At 67.4% G+C, this 20,004-nt stretch carries 20 protein-coding genes; 10 read left to right on the forward strand and 10 right to left on the reverse strand.

The window, feature by feature from the left end; all coding sequences use genetic code 11:
- The first annotated feature begins 22 nt into the window (after positions 1 to 22).
- The 3 genes from AC5RV3_RS14090 (at position 23) to AC5RV3_RS14100 (ending at position 3,326) form a co-directional block, all read left to right on the forward strand.
- Positions 23 to 1,450 carry a class II fumarate hydratase gene (locus AC5RV3_RS14090; RefSeq protein ID WP_494122679.1) on the forward strand — a complete coding sequence of 476 codons (1,428 nt, stop codon included), beginning with the start codon at positions 23 to 25 and terminating at the stop codon, positions 1,448 to 1,450.
- A gap of 294 nt (positions 1,451 to 1,744) precedes the next feature.
- Positions 1,745 to 3,052, forward strand: a complete 1,308-nt coding sequence (locus tag AC5RV3_RS14095) for a S8 family serine peptidase (protein ID WP_494122680.1) — start codon at positions 1,745 to 1,747, stop codon at positions 3,050 to 3,052.
- A gap of 43 nt (positions 3,053 to 3,095) precedes the next feature.
- On the forward strand, positions 3,096 to 3,326 hold the full coding sequence (locus tag AC5RV3_RS14100; RefSeq protein WP_494113257.1) for a hypothetical protein: 231 nt from the start codon (positions 3,096 to 3,098) through the stop codon (positions 3,324 to 3,326).
- Between the two features lie 46 nt (positions 3,327 to 3,372).
- Here AC5RV3_RS14100 and AC5RV3_RS14105 read toward each other — a convergent pair whose 3' ends face one another.
- Both AC5RV3_RS14105 and AC5RV3_RS14110 read right to left on the reverse strand, forming a co-directional pair.
- Positions 3,373 to 3,798: an NUDIX hydrolase gene (locus AC5RV3_RS14105; protein ID WP_494122681.1), complete on the reverse strand. Its 426-nt coding sequence runs from the start codon at positions 3,796 to 3,798 to the stop codon at positions 3,373 to 3,375.
- 9 nt (positions 3,799 to 3,807) lie between these two features.
- Positions 3,808 to 4,314, reverse strand: coding sequence for a prepilin peptidase (locus AC5RV3_RS14110; RefSeq protein ID WP_494122682.1), 507 nt, complete (start codon positions 4,312 to 4,314; stop codon positions 3,808 to 3,810).
- Positions 4,315 to 4,370: 56 nt separating this feature from the next.
- On the opposite strand from AC5RV3_RS14110, the gene AC5RV3_RS14115 reads away from it, so the two are divergent.
- The 4 genes from AC5RV3_RS14115 to AC5RV3_RS14130 all read left to right on the forward strand — a co-directional run bounded on the left by AC5RV3_RS14115 (position 4,371) and on the right by AC5RV3_RS14130 (position 8,569).
- Positions 4,371 to 5,159 carry a hypothetical protein gene (locus AC5RV3_RS14115; RefSeq protein ID WP_494122683.1) on the forward strand — a complete coding sequence of 263 codons (789 nt, stop codon included), beginning with the start codon at positions 4,371 to 4,373 and terminating at the stop codon, positions 5,157 to 5,159.
- Positions 5,160 to 5,551: 392 nt separating this feature from the next.
- Entirely contained in the window at positions 5,552 to 6,451 is a 900-nt protein-coding gene (locus tag AC5RV3_RS14120) for an AfsR/SARP family transcriptional regulator (protein ID WP_494122684.1), read from the forward strand.
- 101 nt (positions 6,452 to 6,552) lie between these two features.
- Entirely contained in the window at positions 6,553 to 7,215 is a 663-nt protein-coding gene (locus AC5RV3_RS14125; RefSeq protein WP_494122685.1) for a response regulator transcription factor, read from the forward strand.
- The gene (locus AC5RV3_RS14130) at positions 7,205 to 8,569 is read left to right on the forward strand and encodes a sensor histidine kinase (RefSeq protein ID WP_494122686.1); all 1,365 of its coding nucleotides are present in this window, start codon (positions 7,205 to 7,207) and stop codon (positions 8,567 to 8,569) included. The genes AC5RV3_RS14125 and AC5RV3_RS14130 overlap by 11 nt, the downstream gene beginning before the upstream one ends.
- 121 nt (positions 8,570 to 8,690) lie before the next feature.
- Here AC5RV3_RS14130 and phoH2 read toward each other — a convergent pair whose 3' ends face one another.
- Both phoH2 and AC5RV3_RS14140 read right to left on the reverse strand, forming a co-directional pair.
- Entirely contained in the window at positions 8,691 to 10,088 is a 1,398-nt protein-coding gene (gene phoH2, locus AC5RV3_RS14135) for an RNA 5'-3' helicase PhoH2 (RefSeq protein ID WP_494122687.1), read from the reverse strand.
- Between the two features lie 268 nt (positions 10,089 to 10,356).
- Complete coding sequence (locus AC5RV3_RS14140; protein ID WP_494113265.1) at positions 10,357 to 11,118, reverse strand: isoprenyl transferase; 762 nt, start codon at positions 11,116 to 11,118, stop codon at positions 10,357 to 10,359.
- A 123-nt stretch (positions 11,119 to 11,241) separates the two neighbouring features.
- On the opposite strand from AC5RV3_RS14140, the gene trhA reads away from it, so the two are divergent.
- Complete coding sequence (gene trhA / locus AC5RV3_RS14145; protein WP_494122688.1) at positions 11,242 to 12,003, forward strand: PAQR family membrane homeostasis protein TrhA; 762 nt, start codon at positions 11,242 to 11,244, stop codon at positions 12,001 to 12,003.
- A 33-nt stretch (positions 12,004 to 12,036) separates the two neighbouring features.
- Here trhA and AC5RV3_RS14150 read toward each other — a convergent pair whose 3' ends face one another.
- The 3 genes from AC5RV3_RS14150 to mca all read right to left on the reverse strand — a co-directional run bounded on the left by AC5RV3_RS14150 (position 12,037) and on the right by mca (position 15,528).
- Positions 12,037 to 14,196: a thioredoxin domain-containing protein gene (locus tag AC5RV3_RS14150; protein WP_494122689.1), complete on the reverse strand. Its 2,160-nt coding sequence runs from the start codon at positions 14,194 to 14,196 to the stop codon at positions 12,037 to 12,039.
- 2 nt (positions 14,197 to 14,198) lie between these two features.
- Positions 14,199 to 14,549, reverse strand: coding sequence for a hypothetical protein (locus AC5RV3_RS14155; protein ID WP_494122690.1), 351 nt, complete (start codon positions 14,547 to 14,549; stop codon positions 14,199 to 14,201).
- Positions 14,550 to 14,613: 64 nt separating this feature from the next.
- The gene (gene mca, locus AC5RV3_RS14160; protein WP_494122691.1) at positions 14,614 to 15,528 is read right to left on the reverse strand and encodes a mycothiol conjugate amidase Mca; all 915 of its coding nucleotides are present in this window, start codon (positions 15,526 to 15,528) and stop codon (positions 14,614 to 14,616) included.
- Positions 15,529 to 15,582: 54 nt separating this feature from the next.
- Here mca and AC5RV3_RS14165 point away from each other — a divergent pair, with 54 nt between their 5' ends.
- Positions 15,583 to 16,032, forward strand: a complete 450-nt coding sequence (locus tag AC5RV3_RS14165) for a DUF4307 domain-containing protein (protein ID WP_494122692.1) — start codon at positions 15,583 to 15,585, stop codon at positions 16,030 to 16,032.
- Between the two features lie 270 nt (positions 16,033 to 16,302).
- On the forward strand, positions 16,303 to 16,794 hold the full coding sequence (greA, locus tag AC5RV3_RS14170; protein WP_494113271.1) for a transcription elongation factor GreA: 492 nt from the start codon (positions 16,303 to 16,305) through the stop codon (positions 16,792 to 16,794).
- Between the two features lie 98 nt (positions 16,795 to 16,892).
- On the opposite strand, the gene AC5RV3_RS14175 is transcribed toward greA, so the two are convergent.
- The 3 genes from AC5RV3_RS14175 to AC5RV3_RS14185 are packed head-to-tail and all read right to left on the reverse strand — an operon-like array spanning position 16,893 to position 19,986.
- Complete coding sequence (locus AC5RV3_RS14175) at positions 16,893 to 17,471, reverse strand: rhomboid family intramembrane serine protease (RefSeq protein ID WP_494122693.1); 579 nt, start codon at positions 17,469 to 17,471, stop codon at positions 16,893 to 16,895.
- A gap of 2 nt (positions 17,472 to 17,473) precedes the next feature.
- Complete coding sequence (gene ilvA / locus AC5RV3_RS14180) at positions 17,474 to 18,712, reverse strand: threonine ammonia-lyase (RefSeq protein ID WP_494113273.1); 1,239 nt, start codon at positions 18,710 to 18,712, stop codon at positions 17,474 to 17,476.
- Positions 18,709 to 19,986, reverse strand: coding sequence for an AI-2E family transporter (locus AC5RV3_RS14185; protein ID WP_494122694.1), 1,278 nt, complete (start codon positions 19,984 to 19,986; stop codon positions 18,709 to 18,711). Before AC5RV3_RS14185 ends, ilvA begins: the two co-directional genes overlap by 4 nt.
- Between the last annotated feature and the right edge of the window lie 18 nt (positions 19,987 to 20,004).

Genomic DNA, 20,004 nt, shown 5'->3' on the forward strand with positions numbered 1-20,004 from the left:
CGGCAGGCATAAGCTTGGAGCCATGACTTCTGCTGATTCTGCTGAATACCGCATCGAACACGACACCATGGGCGAGGTCCGCGTTCCGGTCAACGCCCTCTACCGTGCCCAGACCCAGCGCGCCGTCGAGAACTTCCCGATCTCCGGCAAGACGCTGGAGCGCGCCCACATTGAGGCCCTGGCCCGGATCAAGAAGGCTGCCGCCACCGCCAACGCCGAACTGGGCGTGCTGGACGGCGAGCTGGCCAAGGCCATCGCCGCGGCAGCCGACGAAGTAGCCACGGGCAAGTACGACGGCGATTTCCCGATCGACGTCTTCCAGACCGGTTCCGGCACCTCGTCGAACATGAACACCAATGAGGTCCTGGCGGAGCTGGCCAGCCGCGCGCTGAAGGCCGCCGGCAGCGACAAGACGGTCCACCCGAACGACCATGTCAACGCCTCGCAGTCCTCGAATGATGTCTTCCCGACGTCGGTGCACGTGGCCGCCACCTCGGCCCTGATCAACGAGCTGATCCCTGCGCTGGACTACCTGGCCGCTTCGCTGGAGCGCAAGGCCGAGGAGTTCAAGGATGTGGTGAAGTCCGGCCGCACCCACCTGATGGACGCGACGCCGGTCACCCTCGGACAGGAGTTCGGCGGCTACGCCGCACAGGTGCGCTACGGCATCGAACGCATCGAAGCATCGCTGCCGCGCGTGGCCGAGGTTCCGCTGGGCGGCACCGCCGTCGGCACCGGCATCAACACCCCGGCCGGCTTCCCGCAGCGCGTCATCGAACTGCTGGCCGCCGACACCGGCTTGCCGCTGACGGAGGCCCGCAACCACTTCGAGGCCCAGGCCAACCGCGACGGCCTGATCGAGGCCTCCGGGCAGCTGCGCAACATTGCGTACGCGTTCATGAAGATCAACAACGACCTACGCTGGATGGGCTCGGGCCCGAACACGGGCCTGGGCGAAATCGCCATCCCCGACCTGCAGCCGGGATCCTCGATCATGCCCGGCAAGGTCAACCCGGTGATCTGCGAGGCAGCGATCATGGTTGCAGCCCAGGTCGTCGGCAACGACACCACGATCGCCTTGTCCTCCACCAACGGTGCCTTTGAGCTGAACGTCGGCATTCCGGTGATGGCCGCCAACCTGCTCGAGTCCATCCGCCTGCTGGCCAACACCTCGCGCGTGATGGCGGACAAGATGATCGACGGGCTGACCGCCAACGTGGAGCGCGCCCGCTTCCTGGCCGAGGCCTCCCCCTCGATCGTGACCCCGCTGAACAAGTACATCGGCTACGAAAACGCCGCCAAGATCGCCAAGCATTCGGTCCAGGAAGGCCTGACCGTGCGCGAGTCCGTCATCGCCCTTGGCTTCCTGGAGCGCGGCGAACTGACCGAAGAGCAGCTGGATTCTGCGCTCGACGTGCTCTCGATGACCGTGCCGCCGCAGGCCAAGTAGCAGACACGTCCCCCTGCGGACCATGTAGGGCGCTTCTGCTTCGGCGGGGGCGCCCTTCGGTGTGCGGCGGGCCCGCCGCCGGCCCGTCGCACCGGCGCCGGATGTGCGGCAGGACCGAGCCCGCCCGCTATTTTTGCCCCCGACTGGCTGAAACGATTGCCTACAGCTTGAACCGTCGGCCGCCGGGGCTAGGATGATGCGCACACGTCCCCGCGGACTGCGGGTGAACGGCCCCTCCCGGGCCGCCGCCCGGCCCATCGGGGACCTAAGCGGAAGAGCGTCCAGGAGGTCTCCGTGATTGGCGATTCGCAGCCCCCGTCCCTGGCGACGGCCGACTATTCCCTGCCCGGGCATCCGAAGACCACCGGACGCTATATCGTCGTCTTCTACGGCCCGGCCGATGAATGTGCCGGGATCCTGGCCGACGCCGCTGGTCTGTCGGATGTCGCGGATAGCCGCGATTTCGGCACCCGGGGAGTGGATCCGGACTCGGCCTCCGGCGCGGACGCAACGGTCTTCGCAAACCTGGGGATCGCCGTCGTCGCTGCCGGCCCGGACCAGATCAGTTCGCTCCAGGTCAGTTCCGCTGCCCGGCACCGTGTCCTCTCGGTCTCGCCGGAACTCATCCACGATGTGCTGGGCGTCGAGGACTATGCTGCCGGCTACCGCGACGGCGTGACCGACCTGTCCGGCCGGCTCGCCGCGGGCCGGCACGAACGCCGCGAAGCGGGTCCCGCGCCGGCGGGTTTCGCCGACAACACCAATTTCACGTGGGGGCAGCAGGCCACCAGGGCCGTCTCGTCGCCCTATTCCGGGCAAGGGGTGCGCGTCGCCGTGCTGGACACGGGCTTCGATGAAGCGCATCCCGATTTCGCCGGACGCAGCATCACCAGCGCCTCCTTCATTGCCGGCGAGCCGCCCCACGACGGACACGGCCACGGCACGCACTGCATCGGGACCGCGTGCGGCCCCAAGGCCCCCGGCACCGGTCCGCGCTACGGCGTGGCCCACGAAGCGGAAATCTTCGCCGGGAAGGTGCTCAGCAACGCCGGTTCCGGGACCGACGCCGGCATCCTCGCCGGGATCGACTGGGCCGTGGGCAACGGTTGTGCCGTCATCTCCATGTCGTTGGGAGCCGACGTGGCACAAATCCACCCGCCCTACACGGCGGCCGGGAGCCGGGCGCTGGAACAGGGTTCCCTGATCATCGCCGCCGCGGGAAACAACGCCGACCGCCGGAAGGGCGAGTTCGGGTTCGTCGGCGCCCCGGCGAACAGCCCGTTCATCATGGGGGTAGCCGCGCTGGACCAGGCCCTGGAGGTCGCGTTCTTTTCCGCCCGGAGCCTTCCTCTGCGCGGCGGGCAGGTGGACTGCGCCGGCCCCGGATTCCAGGTGTACTCGTCCTGGCCGATGCCGAAGCGGTACAACACCATCAGCGGAACCAGCATGGCGACGCCCCACGCCGCCGGCGTGGCGGCCCTGTGGGCAGAGGCCACCGGCCGGCGTGGCCTGGAGCTGTGGGCCACCCTGGTCCAGGAGGCGGAGCGGTTGCCCGTGCCCTCCGTCGATGTCGGGGCAGGGCTGGTGCTTTCCCCGCAGTGACCTGCCTTCCCCCGGGAGGGTGCCGCGGACCTATCATGGGGGTATGCAGATCACCGTGACGGTGCGCCACGACTACCTCTCCGATACCGGGCGGATCGCCGAACAGTTGGCGGCCGGCGGCATGCAGGTGGAGAACGTGCTGTCCACCTTGGGCATGATTACCGGTTCACTGCCGGAGGGACAGCGTGCGGCAGTTGCCGGAATCGAGGGCGTCGAGTCCGTGGACGAAGACCGGCAGTACGTCCTGCCGCCTCCCGACTCGGACATCCAATAGGCTCAGCGGACAAACTCCGGGACTCCCCCGGCCCGCAGGGCCGCCTTCAGCGGTCGCGATGATGGTCGGTCAGTTCCGGCAGCTCGTCCAGTCCGAACCAGCCGACCTCGGACGACTCGTCGTCGTTGACCCGGGCTTCGCCGCCCACCTGCCGACAACGGAAGTTCAGCGTCAGGAACTGGGCCCGGTCTCCATTGACGAACTCCGTCGGACCGCCCGCGTAAACCTCGGCCAGGTGCTCGACCTCGGCAACGACGCCTGTTTCTTCCAACACCTCGCGCACCACGCCTTCGGCGGGCTGCTCCCCCGGGTCCAGGATGCCGGTGATCAGCGTCCACCGCCCGTTGTCGGCGCGGCGGCCCAGCAAGACGCGGTTCCGCTCATCCAGCACTACGGCAGTGACGCCGGGGAGCCAGAGCAGGTCGTGGCCGATTTTGTCGCGCAACCGGAGGATGAAATCGGGAGTAGGCATGACCCTAGGCTACGTCGGCAGCAGCAGCGCCACCCACGTGCCGGCAATCATGAACGGCCCGAACGGAATGTCGCTGCGCAGCGATTCGCGCCGCAGCACCACCAGCAGCACACCGTACGCCCCGCCCAGCAGGAATGCCGCGAACGTCCCGAACAGCACCTGCTCAAACCCCAGATACCCCAGGTACATCCCCAGCACTCCGGCCAGTTTCACGTCGCCGAACCCCATGCCGGCTGGATAAATGAACCGGACGGCGAAATAGAAGACCCAGAGCAGTGCGCCGCCGGCCGGCACATGCCAGAACATGCCGGCGTCGTAGCCTCCCAGAGAGGCGGCAATCAGCAGCACCCCGGACACCGCGTAGGCCGGAAAAATGATGCGGTTCGGCAGCCGGTGCGTGCGCAGGTCGATCCAGCTCAGCCGGGCTCCGATCACGAGCAGATAGCCGCCGGCGGCCAAAAGCATCCAGAACGCGAATGCGCGGCCGGGCCACAGCAGCGCCAGTTGCTCGACCATGGACCCAACCTACTGCACCCCCCTGATCCCCGGGAGCCGGCGGCTACACTGTGGATATGAACGGCGGGAGCGTGCTCAAAACCGGCGACGCCGCCGGCAATGCGGAGATCTTCAGGTGCCTCTGCCGCTCTTCTCCCTGGAAGTGGGAATCGCTGCGGTTCGAGCTCCGCGCCGTCCAGGCCGAGGCACCGGAGCCGGACGCTTCCGGCGGCATGCTGCGTGCGTGGACCCGGCGCCCCGGCGCGCTTCGGGTCGAGACGGCCGACGGCCGGCTGCTGTACAGCACCACCGGCATCAACGACTCCCGGGATGGTTTCTACGTCAGCGCGACACGCAAGTCGTGGCTGTTGCCGCCGCATCTGGTCACGCCGGTGTTCAACGACATCCACCTGGTGCGCCGCCGGCCCGAGGCCGCCTACGGTGAGCCGGTCTTCGGCAACGGGCGCTGGTCCGCAATGCTGGATCCGGTTGAGCTGGCCGGCAGCGCGCCAGTGGCCTATGAGGCGCCCTTCGCCAACCCCGTGGAGATCCATGAACTGCGCGAGGTCGAGCACCAGGGCCGCCAGGCGCTGGAGGCGGTCGTTTCGCCCAACCAAACGTACGCACCGTACGACGCCGGCCATCCGCTGCTTCCCGCGGGCCGCACCGAGGTGCGGGTCGACTGGCGGACCGGGGTTTGTGTCTCCGCGGTAGCAATGGACGGGCCTCAGCAGGGCGGCGGTCACGCGTTGACCATCCTCGGGGTGGACGAATACATGCTCGACGACCTGTTCCTGGAAGTCAGTATGAACCTCACCGATGTGCGGGAGCACATTCCCTGGCCCCTACGCCCGCACCCCGCCTGAGGGCCCCGGCGCGGCAGCCCGGCGCCGCAGCCCGGCGCCGCACACCGGCGCCGACAGGTCCGGCCGTCCGGCCGGGGCGGGACACTCGACCGGGCCCTGGCGTTGAGGGGTGACGCCAGGGCCCGGCGGCGTGTGCCCGGCCGGCCTGCCGCACTGAGCCGGAGGCTCGGGATCACGAGTCCAGAGTCTCCATTCATCCTTGGAAAAAACCGAGTGCTGTTCCCGCCCCCTCAAATTGGGGATGTTGGCTCCCCCACGCGAGGCTGTCCCGCCGGCACGTAGTCAACGCACGATGGTGGTGCACTCAATGGGGAGGGTGCGTGCTACGAGGGGGAATCGTGGAGCAATTGAGTGGACGGGCCATGCCCGTGGCTGTGCAAATGATCGGAAACTTGAGGATCCGTCGCGGCGGGGACTTGTTGACCGCCGACAAGCTGGGCGGCCCAAAGCCGCGCCAGGTGCTGGAAATCTTGTTACTGCACGTAGGTTCGCCCATGTCGAAGGACCGGCTGGTGCACATGTTGTGGGGCGGCCGGGCTCCGGGCGAAGCACTGGCCACCTTGGAGAGCTATGTCAGCATCCTGCGGCGCAACCTGCAGCCGGGCTGCGCAAAGTCAGGACCGCTGCGCACCGCCAACGGTGGTTACATGATCGACCGGGACATGGTCGACGTCGACCTGCACCGGTTCCAAGCCCTGGTGCGGGCCGCCGAGTTTGCCGAACCGTGGAGGGCGTACCCTCTGCTGGCCGAGGCGCTGTCGCTCGCCACTGAACCGCTGCTGGGCCACGAATTGACTCCCGATTGGGCGGAAGATGCCCGGTCGAGCCATGCGGAAATGGTGCAGCACGCCCAACAGCTGGCTGCGGAGGCCGCGCTGGCCTTGCGGCGGCCCGATGACGCCGTGCTCTGGGCGCAGCGCTGCGTTGCTGCTTCTCCGCTGAATGAAGCGGCGTGGACAGTCCTGATCCGGGGCCTGGAGCTGGGCGGACGGCATGCGGACGGGTTGCAGGCCTACGAACGATGCCGGCGGTTGTTCGGCCGCGACCTCGGTTGTGCACCCGGCCCGGCCCTTCAGGAGATCTATGTGCGGCTGCTGAAGGCCACCGCCGACGCGCAGTCCGGCCTGTCGGAAGTCCTGGCGGCGCTGCTGGTGCTCAACGAACGGCTGGACCCGCCCGCAGCGAGGCACCGGAAAGAACAATTCATGGCTGATGTTAACGCGGAACCCCGCTATATTGCGGCGGGAGACATCGTCAGCTCTTTCTTACGCAAGGCGCTGACGGCCAGCTGAGAGCGGGGGACCCCGCCGGCCCGGTGTGTACTTCCAGGTGCGTACCGTGCATACTCGAGGTGGGGTCAAGTCCTTCGTGTCTTGAGTTGGGGAACTGGAGAATGAGCTCTTTGGGGGAGCACAAACTACGCATCGCCGTCGTAGATGACCACACGACTTTCGCGGAGTTGCTGTCTGATGCCCTGAATCGGGAATCGGATCTGGTCAACGTGGGCAGCGCCGCCGGCGTGACGGAGGCGGTTGCCCTGTGCCGCCGGTCCCGGCCCGACGTGGTGATCATGGATTACCATTTGCCCGACGGTGATGGACTCAGCGCCGCGGAGCAGATCCTGCAGGCTGCCCCGGAGACGCGGATCATCTTGTTGACCGGTAACCCGTCGCTGAATGTACTCGCGCGCGCCGCCGCATCGGGTCTTTCCGGTTTCCTGCCCAAAGACGGCTCCCTGTCGACACTGCTCGAAACGATCCGGCACGCCAGGAGCGGCAGCATGGCTGTCCATCCGTCCGCGCTCACCCGATGTGCGACCGCTCCGCCGGCCCAGGCAGCGGACAGACCGGCGCTGACGAAACGCGAGCATCAGGTACTGGCTCTCATGGCAGCAGGCCACGATGTGCGAACGAATTCCCGGAGGCTGGGCATTTCCCAGCACACCTGTCGGGGATACGTGAAGTCGATTCTTGCCAAGCTCGGCGCACATTCGCAGCTGGAAGCCGTCGCCACCGCCCAGCGGCTGGAACTGCTGGGCGGCGGGTATGGTCGTTGAGTTCGCCGCGCGGGTCCGGCGCAGCATCCTCGCTGAATCACCCTCCGAGCCCCGCCGCCGGAAGCCCTCGGAAATGCAGGCGGCCCTGCGCCGCTTCGCGCTGTCCGGGCTTGCGGCACTGATCATCGTCACGGTGCCCGTGATCATGGTTGCCCGCTCGCTGGCTGCCGACCAGGCACTCCTCCACACCGCCGAACACACGGAACAAATGGTCGACCACGAATTCGCCCAGGACGTCACGGATGCGGTGATTGCGGGCATTCCGCAGGCCTTGGCCGAGTTGGACAGCGAAGTGGACCCGATGATTGACGACGGCCACATTTTGCGGGTCAAGGTTTGGGACTTCGACGGCACGATTGTGTATTCGGACGTCGATGAGCTCATCGGGCGGCAGTTCGACCTGCCGGCTCATCTCCTGGTCCAGCTGCAGGGGGATGCACCTGTCAGCCTCGTGGAAGATCCAGCGGACGACGACAATATCTTCGAGACGGGCCAGACTCAGCTGGTCAACGTTTATGTGCGTGCACAGGCCGGCAACGGACATGACTACATCTTCGAGCTGTCTTATCCGCCGGATGAAATCAACCGCATGCAGGATGAGATGCTGGGCATCCTGCCTGTCATCTTGATCGCGTTGGCCGTGCTGCAGATGCTCCAGCTTGAACCGGCAATCCGAATGGCGCGCCGTATGCGGAAAGATGGTGAAATCCGGCGAGGACTGCTGCAACGATCAATGGCGGCATCCGAACAAGAACGCCAACGTCTGGCCCAGACCCTTCATGACGGCGTCATCCAAGAGCTGGCCGGGCTGGCCTACAGTCTGGAATCACGCGAACAGCAACAGACTGCTTCGGACAGCACCTTTCATGCGCTGGCCAAAAATGTTGTGCAGGGCAGTATCCGTAACTTGCGCCGGATCACGCTGACGCTGTATCCGCCGGACCTGTCGGCTGAGGGCTTGCCGGCTGCGCTCGACGGATTGGGTGTTCTGGTCCGCCAACGCGGAGCCGACTGGCAATTGGACATTGACTTCCCGGAGCCCACCGCTCTCGCCTCCCCCGAGCTGCTCTACCGCGCAGCGCGTGAAGCCGTCACCAATGCATCCAAGCATGCGTCCGCCCGTCTGGTCAGAGTTTCGTTGAGGCAATCCAGCACTGCTGTGGTGATGGAGGTGGTCGACGACGGCGTCGGCTTTACTCCTGACGCGGCCAGGCGGGCCGACCACCTCGGCCTCCGGATCATGCGCGACACCGTCAGGGAAGCCGGCGGTACGCTGCAGGTTGAATCGGCCCCGGGTGCCGGCACCAGGATCGTCATCGCCTTTCCTTCCGGAAGTAGTCTCGACCGCGCCTGACCAGGCTCCCCCAGCGGTGGCCCAGGTGCTGTAACGGCGGCAATTGACCGGCCGTAACCGGCGGGAAGCGGGCCGCGCTGCGGCAGCCCGCTTCCCTCCAACAGGCCGCGGATGCCGCCGGCTAGATCTCGGCTCCCTCCAGCAGCTCCGTGACCAGGGCCGCAATGGGCGAGCGCTCCGACCGTGTCAGCGTCACGTGGCCGAAGAGCGGGTGCCCCTTGAGCGTTTCCACGACGGCGGCGATGCCGTCGTGGCGTCCGACGCGCAGATTGTCACGCTGTGCCACATCGTGGGTGAGGACAATCTTGGAGTTCTGGCCGATCCGGCTCATCACCGTCAGCAGCACGTTCTTCTCCAGGGACTGCGCTTCATCCACCACCACGAACGAATCGTGAAGCGAGCGGCCGCGGATGTGGGTCAGCGGCAGCACCTCAAGCATGCCGCGGTCCATGACTTCCTCGACCACTTCGTTCGAGACCAGGGCGCCGAGCGTGTCGAACACCGCCTGCGCCCACGGATTCATCTTTTCCGATTCGGAGCCCGGCAGGTACCCGAGCTCCTGGCCGCCGACGGCGTACAGCGGCCGGAACACCACCACCTTCCGGTGCTCGCGCCGCTCCAGCACCGCTTCCAGCCCGGCACACAGCGCCAGGGCGGACTTGCCGGTACCGGCCCGTCCGCCGAGGGAGACTATTCCGACCTCCGGGTCCATCAGCAGGTCGATGGCCAGCCGCTGCTCCGCGGAACGGCCGTGCAAACCGAACACGTCACGGTCGCCCTTGACCAGGCGGACCTGTTTGTCGGCTCCCACCCGGCCGAGCGCCGATCCGCGGTTGGAGAGCAGCACCAGGCCGGTGTTGGCGGGCAGCTCCGCCGCTTCCGGGATGAACACCGGCTCGTGTCCATACAGCGCGTTCACGTCGTCGTCGGCCACATCCAGCTCGGCCACGCCGGTCCAGCCGGAGTCCTTGACCAGTTCGTTGCGGTACTCGTCCGCACGCAGCCCCAGCGCAGACGCTTTCACCCGCATGGGCAGGTCCTTGGAGACCACGGTGACGTTGCGGCCCTCGACGGCCAGGTTCTTGGCCACGGCCAAAATCCTGCTGTCGTTGCCGCCGCCGCGGAATCCGGCCGGCAGCACTTCGGGCGAAATGTGGTTGAGCTCCACCCGCAGCGTGCCGCCCTCCGCACCCAGCGGTATGGCCTGGTTCAGGCCCCCGTGCTGCACGCGCAGGTCATCCAGCAGGCGCAGCGCCTGGCGGGCGAAATAGCCAAGCTCCGGGTCGTGCCGCTTGCCTTCCAGCTCCGTGATCACCACCACCGGCAGGATGACCTCGTGCTCGGCGAAGCGCAGCAGCGCCCGGGGATCGGACAGCAGCACAGAGGTGTCCAGGACAAACGACGCCCGCGCTGTCTCCGGTTCCCCGGCGGAAACAGAACGACCGGACGAGGTGGCAGCGGCGGGCTGCTTCCCGGGTCCGGTCGTGGCGGCAGGGTGCGGATTCTTGGTGGCGGTCATGCTTGCTCCCGTCCGGAGCGCGACGGCTCCGACTGATTGAAGCGGGGCGTGGACGGTAGGGCCACCAGGCCGGAACCGGCCTCCCCCGATGCGGCTTTCGCTGTGCGCATCAAACTGGTGGCCTCCCGATCAATCTGCGGTTTTGCTGACTGATAGTCCAAAATTACGCGGATGTAATTCACTAAGACAAGAGCCCGGGAGAAATCGTTTCAATGAATTCTGCGCGAACGGGAACGATGTCGGTGAGCCGCCCGCTCCGCGGCCCTGCTCAGGCGCCGAAACGGCGCTGCCGGCTGGCGTAGTCGCGCAGGGCGCGCAGGAAGTCCAGACGCCGGAAATCCGGCCACAGGGCCTCGCAGAAGTAGTATTCGCTGTAGGCGCTTTGCCACATCAGGAAGCCGGAGAGCCGCTGTTCGCCGGAGGTCCTGATGACCAGGTCCGGGTCCGGCTGGCCGCTGGTGTACAGGTAGCGGGAGATGTCCTCCACGCCCAGCGCACCGGCAACGTCGGCCAGGCTCTTGCCTTCGGCGTCGGCATGGCGGAGCAGGCCCTTGACCGCGTCTACGATTTCCCGTCGGCCGCCGTAACCCACGGCCACGTTCACGTGGACGCCGTTGACACACGCGGTCTGCTCCCCCAGAGCGCTGAGTTTGGCGGCGAGGTCGGCCGGGAGCGTCTCCAGCGCCCCGACGGGATGGACGCGCACGTTCTTGCCCTCGCCCAACCGGTCCAACGTATTGCCAATGACACCCAACAGTTCGCGCAATTCGTCTTCCGAACGGCCCATGTTGTCCGTGGACAACATGTAGAGCGTGACCACCTTGATGCCCAGGTCGCCGCACCAGCCCAGGAACTCCAGGATCTTGTCGGCCCCCGCCTGGTGCCCTTCCCGCGTGGGCGCCCCGGCCAGTTTGGCCCAGCGCCGATTGCCGTCAACCACCACGCCGATGTGGCCCGGGATCCGGTCAGGCGCCAGCGAGCGCTGCAGGCGCCGCTCATATAGGCGGTACAGGACGCCGGGAAGAGACACAGCACCCCGCCTTCCTGATCGCCCGTTCACGACTTAGAATTCTATCCCCCCGTTCGGTCGGTTCCGCGCCACACCTTGTTACCGACCGGTAACCACGGCCGCCCCGGCCGCTAGAATATCCGCATGAGTGAACACGGCGCCGCCACCGGGCCATCGGGCTCCCGGGGCGGTTACGACGATTCCCCTGCTCGCCGGGAGGCGACGGACGGCCCCATCGAACGGACCGTGGAGCAGGTCGCCGACGCACTCAATATCAAGCCGAGGTTCCGTGGCTGGCTGCATGCGGGGGCCACCCCGCTGGCCCTGGCAGCCGGAATTGTCCTCGTGGCTCTGGCACCCACCGCAGCGGCCAAATGGGCCTGCGCGGTCTACGCGGTCACGGGCTTGCTGCTCTTCGGCGTCAGCGCCGTCTATCACCGCGGCAACTGGAGCCCCAACGTCAAGCTGGTGCTCAAGCGCCTGGACCACACCAACATCATGCTGGTCATCGCCGGAACGTACACGCCGCTGGCCTGGTCACTGTTGGAACCGGCGAAGGCCACGCTGTTGCTGTGGCTGATCTGGGCCGGAGCCATCGCCGGCGTCGGGTTCCGGGTGTTGTGGCCCCATGCCCCGCGCTGGCTCTATGTCCCGATCTATTGCGCCCTCGGGCTGGCAGCGCTGTTCTACCTGCCCGACTTCTTCGCTGCCAGCGTCCCCGCTTCGGTCCTGATCTGCGCGGGAGGCGTTCTCTACATTGGCGGTGCGGTGGTCTACGGGATCAAGCGGCCGAATTTCTCTGTCACCTGGTTCGGCTTCCACGAGTTGTTCCATGCCTTCACCGTGGTGGCTTTCGTCTGCCATTACATCGCCATCGTCATCGCGGTGCTGGGCCGCTCCGGTTGACGGTCGCAAAGGGCTTTCGGAACTGTTCCGGGCTCAGCCTGCTCCCGCGCCGAGCTCGGCCAGCAGGCCATTGACGGTCGCCACCGGCCGGCGGCAGACCATTCCGCGGCACACGTAAGCGAGCGCACCTTCCGCCGGGGCTGGCTTGTCGGCCAGCAGCGGGGCCGCCCCCTCCGGCGGCCGCGCCTGTCCGGAACGGGCGATGACCATGCCCGGGCTGCCGGTTGCGCGCGCCGCGGCTATGAGTGCGGCGGCTGCACCCGGTGCCCCCGTGACTGCCAGCTCCACCGGCCCGGACGCCAGTGCCTGCGCAGTTGCGAGGCCCCACCCGGCAGCACGCGGTGCCCGCACGGCAATCCGCTCCAGATAGCCGAGCAGCCGGCCGGCCAGATCCCGGTGACGGGCGGAGCCGCTGTAGGCCGCATAGGTGGCCAACGCGCCGGCAAACAGGCTGGTGCCGCTGGGGGTGGCGCTCTCCAGCGGATCCGCGGGCGGAACGGATCCGGCGGCGGCAGCCACCTGGGCGGCAGGGGCCGCCTGGTCGTTAAGTTGACCCTCGCCCAGGAACACCTCCTCCGCGCGCAGCACCAGCGCTTCCGCGGTGGCAAACCAGCGGGGCTCCCCGGTGGCCGCATACAGCGAGAACAGTCCTTCCGCACAGCCGGCATAGTCCTCCAGCAAACCTTCGAAGTGCTGGGCAGAACCGTTGTGGGAAACCCGGGCAAGCCGGCCGGAGCCGTCCAGATGCACGGCCAGCAGGTAGTCCGCCACGGCCACGGCGGCGGCGGTCAGGTCGGGCCGCTCGAGCAGCTCTCCGGCTTCGGCCAGCCCGGCCACGGCCAGCCCGTTCCAACCGGCAACAACTTTTTCATCCCGCTCGGGCTGCGGCCGTTTCTTGCGTGCCGCCAGCAGTACCGGACGCAACCCTTCCCAGCGCTGCCGCTCGTCCGGCCCCAGCACCCGTCCCGGGTGCAACGTCGACCCGGTGGCGCTGACGTTCCCCCGCTCGCCCACACCCATCACGGACGCGACCCAGCCGCCGTCGTCGTCGCCGAGCGCCTCCTGCAGCTCTGCCGGCGACCACAGGTAGGTTGCGCCTTCATGGTGGATGCCGTCGACGACGGTGTCGGCGTCGAGCGAGGACGCCAACCCGCCGTGCGCCAACCGCAGCCGGTCCACCATCCAGTCCGCCGTACCGGCCGTGACCGCCCGCCCCAGGTTCCGCTCGGCCTCGACCGAAGACTGGAAGGCCCATTGGGCATACACGCGCAGCAACTGGACATTGTCGTAGAGCATTTTTTCGAAGTGCGGCACGGACCACTTTCGATCCACCGCGTAGCGGGCAAAGCCGCCCTCCACCTGGTCGTACAACGCGGAGCCGGCCATGGCGGACAACGTGCGGGAAGATAATCCGGCGGCCTGCCCCGCAGTGTCGGACCGCGAGGCCGCAGCATGCCGGAGCAGGAAGTGCAGTACGGCCGACGGCGGAAATTTGGGGGCCGCGCCAAACCCGCCGAAGACGGTGTCCTCCTGGCGCGCCAGGACCTCGACGGCCTGTTCGAGGACCGGGCGGCCCGCACCCCAGCCGCTGGCGGACACCTGCACCGGTCCCGGCCCCAAATCGTGGGACTGGTCCGCCGCGCCGTCGTCGGGCGCCGGGGTGAGGTCCCCGAGGAGTTCACGGTTGGCTTCCCCGGCCTGCGCGAGGGCCTGGGCCAGCGAGGCGGCAGTGGTTTCAACGGCGCCGCGGCGCTGCTCCCAGGCTTCATGGACCGCCTGAAGCACCTGGCGGAAGGATGGCTGGCCCGGCAGCGGCCGCGGTGGGAAGTAGGTGCCGGCATAGAAGGCCCGGCCGTCGGGCAGGGCGAAGACGCTCATCGGCCAGCCGCCCTGGCCGGTCATCAGCTGCGTGGCCGCCATGTAGACGTTGTCCACGTCCGGACGTTCCTCCCGGTCCACTTTAACCGGAACGAAGTGCTCGTTCAGGTAGCGGGCCGTGGCCTCGTCCTCGAAGGATTCACCGGCCATCACATGGCACCAGTGGCACGCCGCGTAGCCGACCGAAACGAAAACAGGCACGTCGCGCAGACGTGCCTGTTCAAAGGCCTGGTCACCGAACGGCCACCAGTCCACCGGGTTCCCGGCATGCTGCCGCAAGTAGGCCGAAGCCTCTGAGCGCAGTCTGCCGGCCATGGTCACTCCCGGCGGTCCGGGCGGCCCGAGCCGCCGCTGTGTTCGTTCGTGCTGCCCGTTTCGGTGCCGCCGCCGTCCGTGTGCCCGCGCGTGCCCCCGCCTGCCTGCCCGGACGCTTTGGGGCCGGCCTCCCGCGCATCGTGGCCTCCGCTCTCCTCCACCTGGGAGCGGTAGCGCACCCGCCGGATGCGCCGGGACATGTCCCAGATCAGGAAAACCACCACGGCCGCAAGGGCAAAGGTGAAGAAGAAGCCCCAGGGCCCGGGCGAAACCTGGTCAGCGTCCAGGCCGGGCCGGAGAGTGGGTTCGCCGGCACCGGCGGTGACGGCGGCAAGGATCTGGATCAGGGGCAAGTTTCAATCTCTTTCTCGCTGCGTCCCGGAAAACTTCAGCTCCGGCGCGGGTTGGCTGCAAGGTCTATCTTATGCCCGCGAAAAAATCCGTTTCGGGCACGCTGGTCTCCACCCGGGCGTGGATCAGCGAGAAATCCTCCCACGGCCAGACGGTCCGCTGCATTTCCTCCGAAACCGCGAAGAAGAACCCGGTGGGCTCCACTTGGGTGCGGTGCGACAGCAGCGCGCGGTCGCGGTGGCGGAAGAAGTCGCCGCAGTCGATCTGCGTAGTGGTCCGGTGGTTGGGCATGGGCGGCTGGTGCCCCTCAGCGTCGGCCTCCAGCCATGCCGCGAGGCGTGCGGCGTAGGGCGACTGCAGGCCGGCTTCCTCCAGGGCGTAGTGCAGTGCGCGGAACCGTTCCGGGTTGAAGGCACGGTCATAGTAAAGCTTGAGCGGCTCCCAGGGACTGCCCGCGTCCGGGTAGCGCTCCGGGTCACCGGCAGCGTGGTACGCCTCCACCGCCACCTTGTGGGCCATGATGTGGTCCGGGTGCGGGTAGCCGCCGTTCTCGTCGTAGCTGATCACCACATGCGGACGGAACTCGCGGACCAGCTTAACCAGCGGAGCCGCCGCCCGTTCCAGAGGCAGGGTGGCGAAGCTGCCGAACGGCAGCGGCGGCAGCGGATCCCCCTCCGGAAGGCCCGAATCCGCGAACCCCAACCAGCGATGCTGTACGCCCAGCTCCGCTGCAGCCCGGGCCATCTCCACCCGCCGCATTCCGGCCAGGTCCCGGTGCGCCTGCGGATCGGAGGCGGCCTCCGCGTTGAGGATGTCGCCGCGTTCACCGCCGGTGCAGGTCGCGACGAGCACCTGGACGCCTTCGGCGGCATAACGCGCCATGGACGCGGCGCCCTTGCTGGATTCGTCGTCCGGATGGGCGTGGACCGCCAGCAGGCGCAGTCCCTCACTCTGCGCCGGCTTGGCTGCATCGAAGCTCACGTGGCTGCTCCTGGAAAATCTTGCGTGGGTGGGTGGGAAGCTAAACTTGAGGGCGTGAGCACCTCCGGCCCCCGAACTCCTCAGACTCCCCCCAGCTTAACGGTTTCCGAACGTTACGGCACGCCGCGGCGGACGCTGTCCCGCCGCAGCAAGCTGGCACTGGCCGGCGGGGCCCTGGGCGTGGCAGTCATCGGCGCCGGTTTCTTCGCCCTGGGCCAGGACGGGCCGCAGGTTGAGAGCAAGGACGTTGGCTTTTCGGTGGCCGACGCCGGCCACATCACCGTGGACTTCCAAGTCACCAAGAACCCCGAGGCTACGGTCCACTGCGCCGTACAGGCCCTGAGCGAGAACTACGCCGTCGTCGGCTGGAAGGTCGCCACGATCGGGCCCGCCGCCGAGGGGGATACGGCCGAGACCACGGCACACCGCGTTCAGCTAAGGACAGAATCCTTGGCTGTCTCCGGCGGCGTGGACAGTTGCTGGGCCGCCGACGCCAGCGGCTGACGCCCCCGGTGGGCGCCGCCCGCGGTCTCGCTTTCCGGGGTGCGGCGCATCTTTTGCCACCGTGTTATTGGGAAAACCGGCGGGGGCTGACTACAATTGAGCAAATACATTCCGCCCCGCCTCCGGTGAACTGGGAACTCCCAGAACGAATGATTCACCTTCATGGCGGGGTCTTTGCATGGAGTGGCCGCCAACTTGGCGGCCTTTTGTGCAAAGAGCCACCGTGCCGGCCCGCGCCCAGCGGCACCGGCAGCAACTAAGGAGAACTACGTGTCCACTTCCAGCGCACCCGTCGCCTGGCTCACTCAGGAAGCCTACGACCGCCTGAAGGCTGAACTGGATCACCTTTCGGGCCCCGGCCGGGCAGAGATTGTCGACCGCATCGAACAGGCCCGCTCCGAGGGGGATCTCAAGGAAAACGGCGGATACCACGCCGCCAAGGAAGAACAGGGCAAGGCCGAAGCACGGATCCGTCAGCTCACCGAGTTGCTGCGCAACGCCCACGTGGGCGAAGCACCCGCTGACGACGGAATCGTAGAGCCGGGCATGGTCATCGAAGCGAAGATCGCCGGCGACACCGAGCGCTTCCTGCTGGGCAGCCGCGAGGTGGCCGGCGATTCCGACCTGGACGTGTACAGCGAAAAGTCCCCGCTCGGCGCGGCCATCCACGGCTTGCGTGCGGGAGAAACCACCACCTACGCTGCGCCTAACGGAAAGCAGATCACCGTGGAGATCATTTCGGCCAAGCCCTACGCCGGCTGATCACGCACCCCATCACAAAGGGCGGGCTCCTGCGAAAGCCCGCCCTTTCGCGTAGGCGGCAGCAGGCGTGGGGCGCTTCCGATCGCTGGGGAACGGTTTCAGCCCAGGCCCCGCCTGCGGCGGCGCAGCAGCACCGCCGCGGCGACTCCCCCGGCTGCCCCGAAAAGGTGCGCCTGCCAGGAGATCCCGGGCAGCGCCGTCGGCAGGACGCCCCACAAAACCGAGCCGTAGAAAAGAAAGATGACCACGGCCAGCAGGATCTGGCGCCAGCTGTGATTGTAGAAGCCGCGCACCAACAGGTAGGCCAACAGCCCGAAGACCAGGCCCGAGGCGCCGATTGTCAGGCCCGCACCGGTCAGCCATACCCCCAGCCCCGAGGCCAGCCAGCTGCAGGCGAGCACCACGGAAAACCGCCGGATCCCTTCCAGCAGCGTCAGGAACGCGAGCACCAGCAGCGGGACAGTGTTGCTCAACAGATGGCTGGTATCGGCGTGCAGCAGCGGCGCGAACACCACGCCGTCGAGCCCCTCGAGCCGCCGTGGGGCGATGCCCAGCAGCAGGCTGAAGTACCCGCCGGCAAGGATGTTGACCAGGAAGACGACCCAGAGCAGTGCCGCGAATGCCCCGGCTCCGGCCAGCGCCGGGGCGGGGCGCAGTCCACGGATTCCGGCCGCCACGGTCAGTGGACGACGACGGGCTGGAAGCCCGCGGCGCGGAGGCTGCCGAGCACCAGTTCGCAGTGCTCGTGGCCCTTTGTCTCGATGTCGATGGTGATGGCAACGTCACCCATGCTGATGGACCCGCCGATGCGGGTATGGTCCACGCGGGTGACATTGGCATCCGATTCGGCGATGATCCGCGAAATCGTGGCCAGCGAACCGGGACGATCGTCGAGCATGATCCGCACGGACATGAAACGGCCGGAGGCATACAGCCCCCGCTGGATCACTTTCAGCATCAACATGGGATCTATGTTTCCGCCGGAGAGAATCACCGCCGTGGTGCCCGGATCCGGGATGACACCTTCCATGAGCGCAGCGACGCCGACGGCGCCGGCCGGTTCGACCACCAGCTTGGACCGCTCGACCAGGAAGATCAGGGCGCGGGCCAGGGCGTCTTCGCTGACCGTGACCACGTCGTCGACCAGTTCCCGGATGATGGAGAACGGCAGCTGCCCGGGGCGGCCGACGGCGATACCGTCGGCCATGGTGGAGACCTTCTGCAGCGGCACCAGCGCATCGGCGGCGAGGGAGGGAGGGTATGCTGCCGCGTTCTCCGCCTGCACGCCGATCACCTTGATCTCGCGGCCCAGCTCCTTGGCCCTGGCTTTGACCGCCGTGGCGACCCCGGCCAGCAGTCCGCCGCCGCCGACGCCCATGACGATGGTCTCGACGTTGGGGACCTGCTCCAGGATCTCGAGCCCCAGGGTGCCTTGGCCGGCGATGATGTCCGGGTTGTCGAAGGGATGCACGAAGACCGCGCCGGTTTCGTCCGCATAGCGCTGGGCCTCGGCGAGGGCTTCGTCCACGTTGTGGCCGTGCAGCACCACTTCGGCGCCATGGCCACGGGTGGCCGCGAGCTTCGGCAAGGCGACGCCGAGCGGCATGAAGATACGGGCCTTGATGCCCAGGCGGGCCGCAGCCACCGCGACGCCCTGCGCGTGGTTTCCGGCTGAGGCAGCCACGACGCCGCGTGCCTTCTCCTCATCGGACAGCCCGGCCATCCGCACGTACGCCCCGCGGACTTTGAATGACCCGGCCCGCTGCAGGTTCTCGCATTTGAAAAACACGTCGGAGCCGACCATCCGCCCCAGTGCGCGGGATTGTTCGATCGGCGTCTTGGCGATGATGCCGTCAAGGGTTATCCGGGCGGCCTGGATGTCGTCGAGCGTGACGGGAAGCTGGGCGGTGACTGTCACTTGTCGGTCTCTTTTCTGTGCGGCAGGGCGCGGCGTCGGCGGGAGGGTCCCCGGTCTGAGGGTTCGGGCGGATTTCCGGGACCCGGCGAAGCCAACGCCGGTTCCGGCGCCCGGTATGGCTCTTCCACCGGTGGCGGCGCGCCCAAGGCCGGATCCGTTTCCCATCCGCGGGCGGCAATGTACTTTACGAACGCATTGAGTATCGCGAGCAAGGGGACGGCGAAGAGCGCACCGGCGATTCCCGCGACCATGGAGCCGCCGGCGACGGCCAGCACGACGGCCAACGGATGCAACGAGACCGCCTTGCCCATAATCAGCGGCTGGAGCACGTGGCCCTCCAACTGCTGCACACCCAGCACGATGGCGAGCATGATCAGCGCATTGACCCATCCGTTGGCCACCAGGGCCAAGAGGACGGCGACGAACCCGGTGAGCAGGGCGCCAACGATCGGGACGAAGGAGCCAAGGAATACCAGCACGCCGAGCGGCAGTGCCAGCGGCACGCCGATGATGGCCGCGCCGGCGCCGATGCCGACGGCGTCAACGAAGGCAACGAACATCTGGACCCGGATGTAGTGGACCATGGAGGTCCATCCCTTGCGGCCGGCACCATTGCCTGCCGCCCGCGCCTTCTTGGGCAGCAGCCCGACCATGAAACGCCAGATCCGGTCACCGTCGTACAGGAAGAAAATCAGCGCGAAGATGGTCAGCAGCAGGCCGGTGACCAGGTGTCCGGCGGTGGACCCGACGCTGAGGGCGCTGGAGAAGATCGCGCTGCTGTTGTTCTGCAGCTGGTCCAGGCCTTCGTTCAGGTAGTCGTTGAGTTGTTCGTTGGTCAGGCGGAGCGGTCCGTTGGTCAACCAACCCTGGACCTGGCCGATGCCTTGCAGCACCTGGTCCCACAACTCGCTGAAGCCGATGTAGAGCTGCCGGCCGACCAGGGAGAGAGCCCCGCCAATCAGCCCCAGGAAGCCCAGGATGGTGATGACCACCGCCAGGCTCTTGGGAACCTTGGCCTTGCGCAGGAACCGGACAACGGGGGAAATCAAGGCGGCTATCAACGCCGCGACCATCAGCGGGATGATCAGCAGCGAGACGAAACTGAGCAGCCAGACCAGCAGTCCGCCGACGACCAGGATCAGGCCCACCCGCCACGCCCAAGCCGCACTGATCCGCAGCGCATAGGGCACGTCCTCTCGGACGTGGTGTTGACCGTCGGCTCCGGCCAAGCGTCCGGCCGGCAGCGGACGGTTTTCGGGGAAGGACCGGTTCATACACCCAATAGTTTCATA

The sequence above is a fragment of the Arthrobacter sp. Y3221114 genome, assembly GCF_059092625.1.

Excerpts from the sequence above, each read along its gene's own strand:
- AC5RV3_RS14125 (WP_494122685.1), top strand. The coding sequence starts at position 6,553 with ATGAGCTCTTTGGGGGAGCACAAACTACGCATCGCCGTCGTAGATGAC.
- AC5RV3_RS14130 (WP_494122686.1), top strand. The coding sequence starts at position 7,205 with ATGGTCGTTGAGTTCGCCGCGCGGGTCCGGCGCAGCATCCTCGCTGAA.
- trhA (WP_494122688.1), top strand. The coding sequence starts at position 11,242 with ATGAGTGAACACGGCGCCGCCACCGGGCCATCGGGCTCCCGGGGCGGT.
- AC5RV3_RS14105 (WP_494122681.1), bottom strand. The coding sequence starts at position 3,798 with ATGCCTACTCCCGATTTCATCCTCCGGTTGCGCGACAAAATCGGCCAC.
- AC5RV3_RS14185 (WP_494122694.1), bottom strand. The coding sequence starts at position 19,986 with ATGAACCGGTCCTTCCCCGAAAACCGTCCGCTGCCGGCCGGACGCTTG.
- AC5RV3_RS14110 (WP_494122682.1), bottom strand. The coding sequence starts at position 4,314 with ATGGTCGAGCAACTGGCGCTGCTGTGGCCCGGCCGCGCATTCGCGTTC.
- AC5RV3_RS14150 (WP_494122689.1), bottom strand. The coding sequence starts at position 14,196 with ATGGCCGGCAGACTGCGCTCAGAGGCTTCGGCCTACTTGCGGCAGCAT.
- AC5RV3_RS14115 (WP_494122683.1), top strand. The coding sequence starts at position 4,371 with ATGAACGGCGGGAGCGTGCTCAAAACCGGCGACGCCGCCGGCAATGCG.
- AC5RV3_RS14100 (WP_494113257.1), top strand. The coding sequence starts at position 3,096 with ATGCAGATCACCGTGACGGTGCGCCACGACTACCTCTCCGATACCGGG.
- AC5RV3_RS14090 (WP_494122679.1), top strand. The coding sequence starts at position 23 with ATGACTTCTGCTGATTCTGCTGAATACCGCATCGAACACGACACCATG.
- phoH2 (WP_494122687.1), bottom strand. The coding sequence starts at position 10,088 with ATGACCGCCACCAAGAATCCGCACCCTGCCGCCACGACCGGACCCGGG.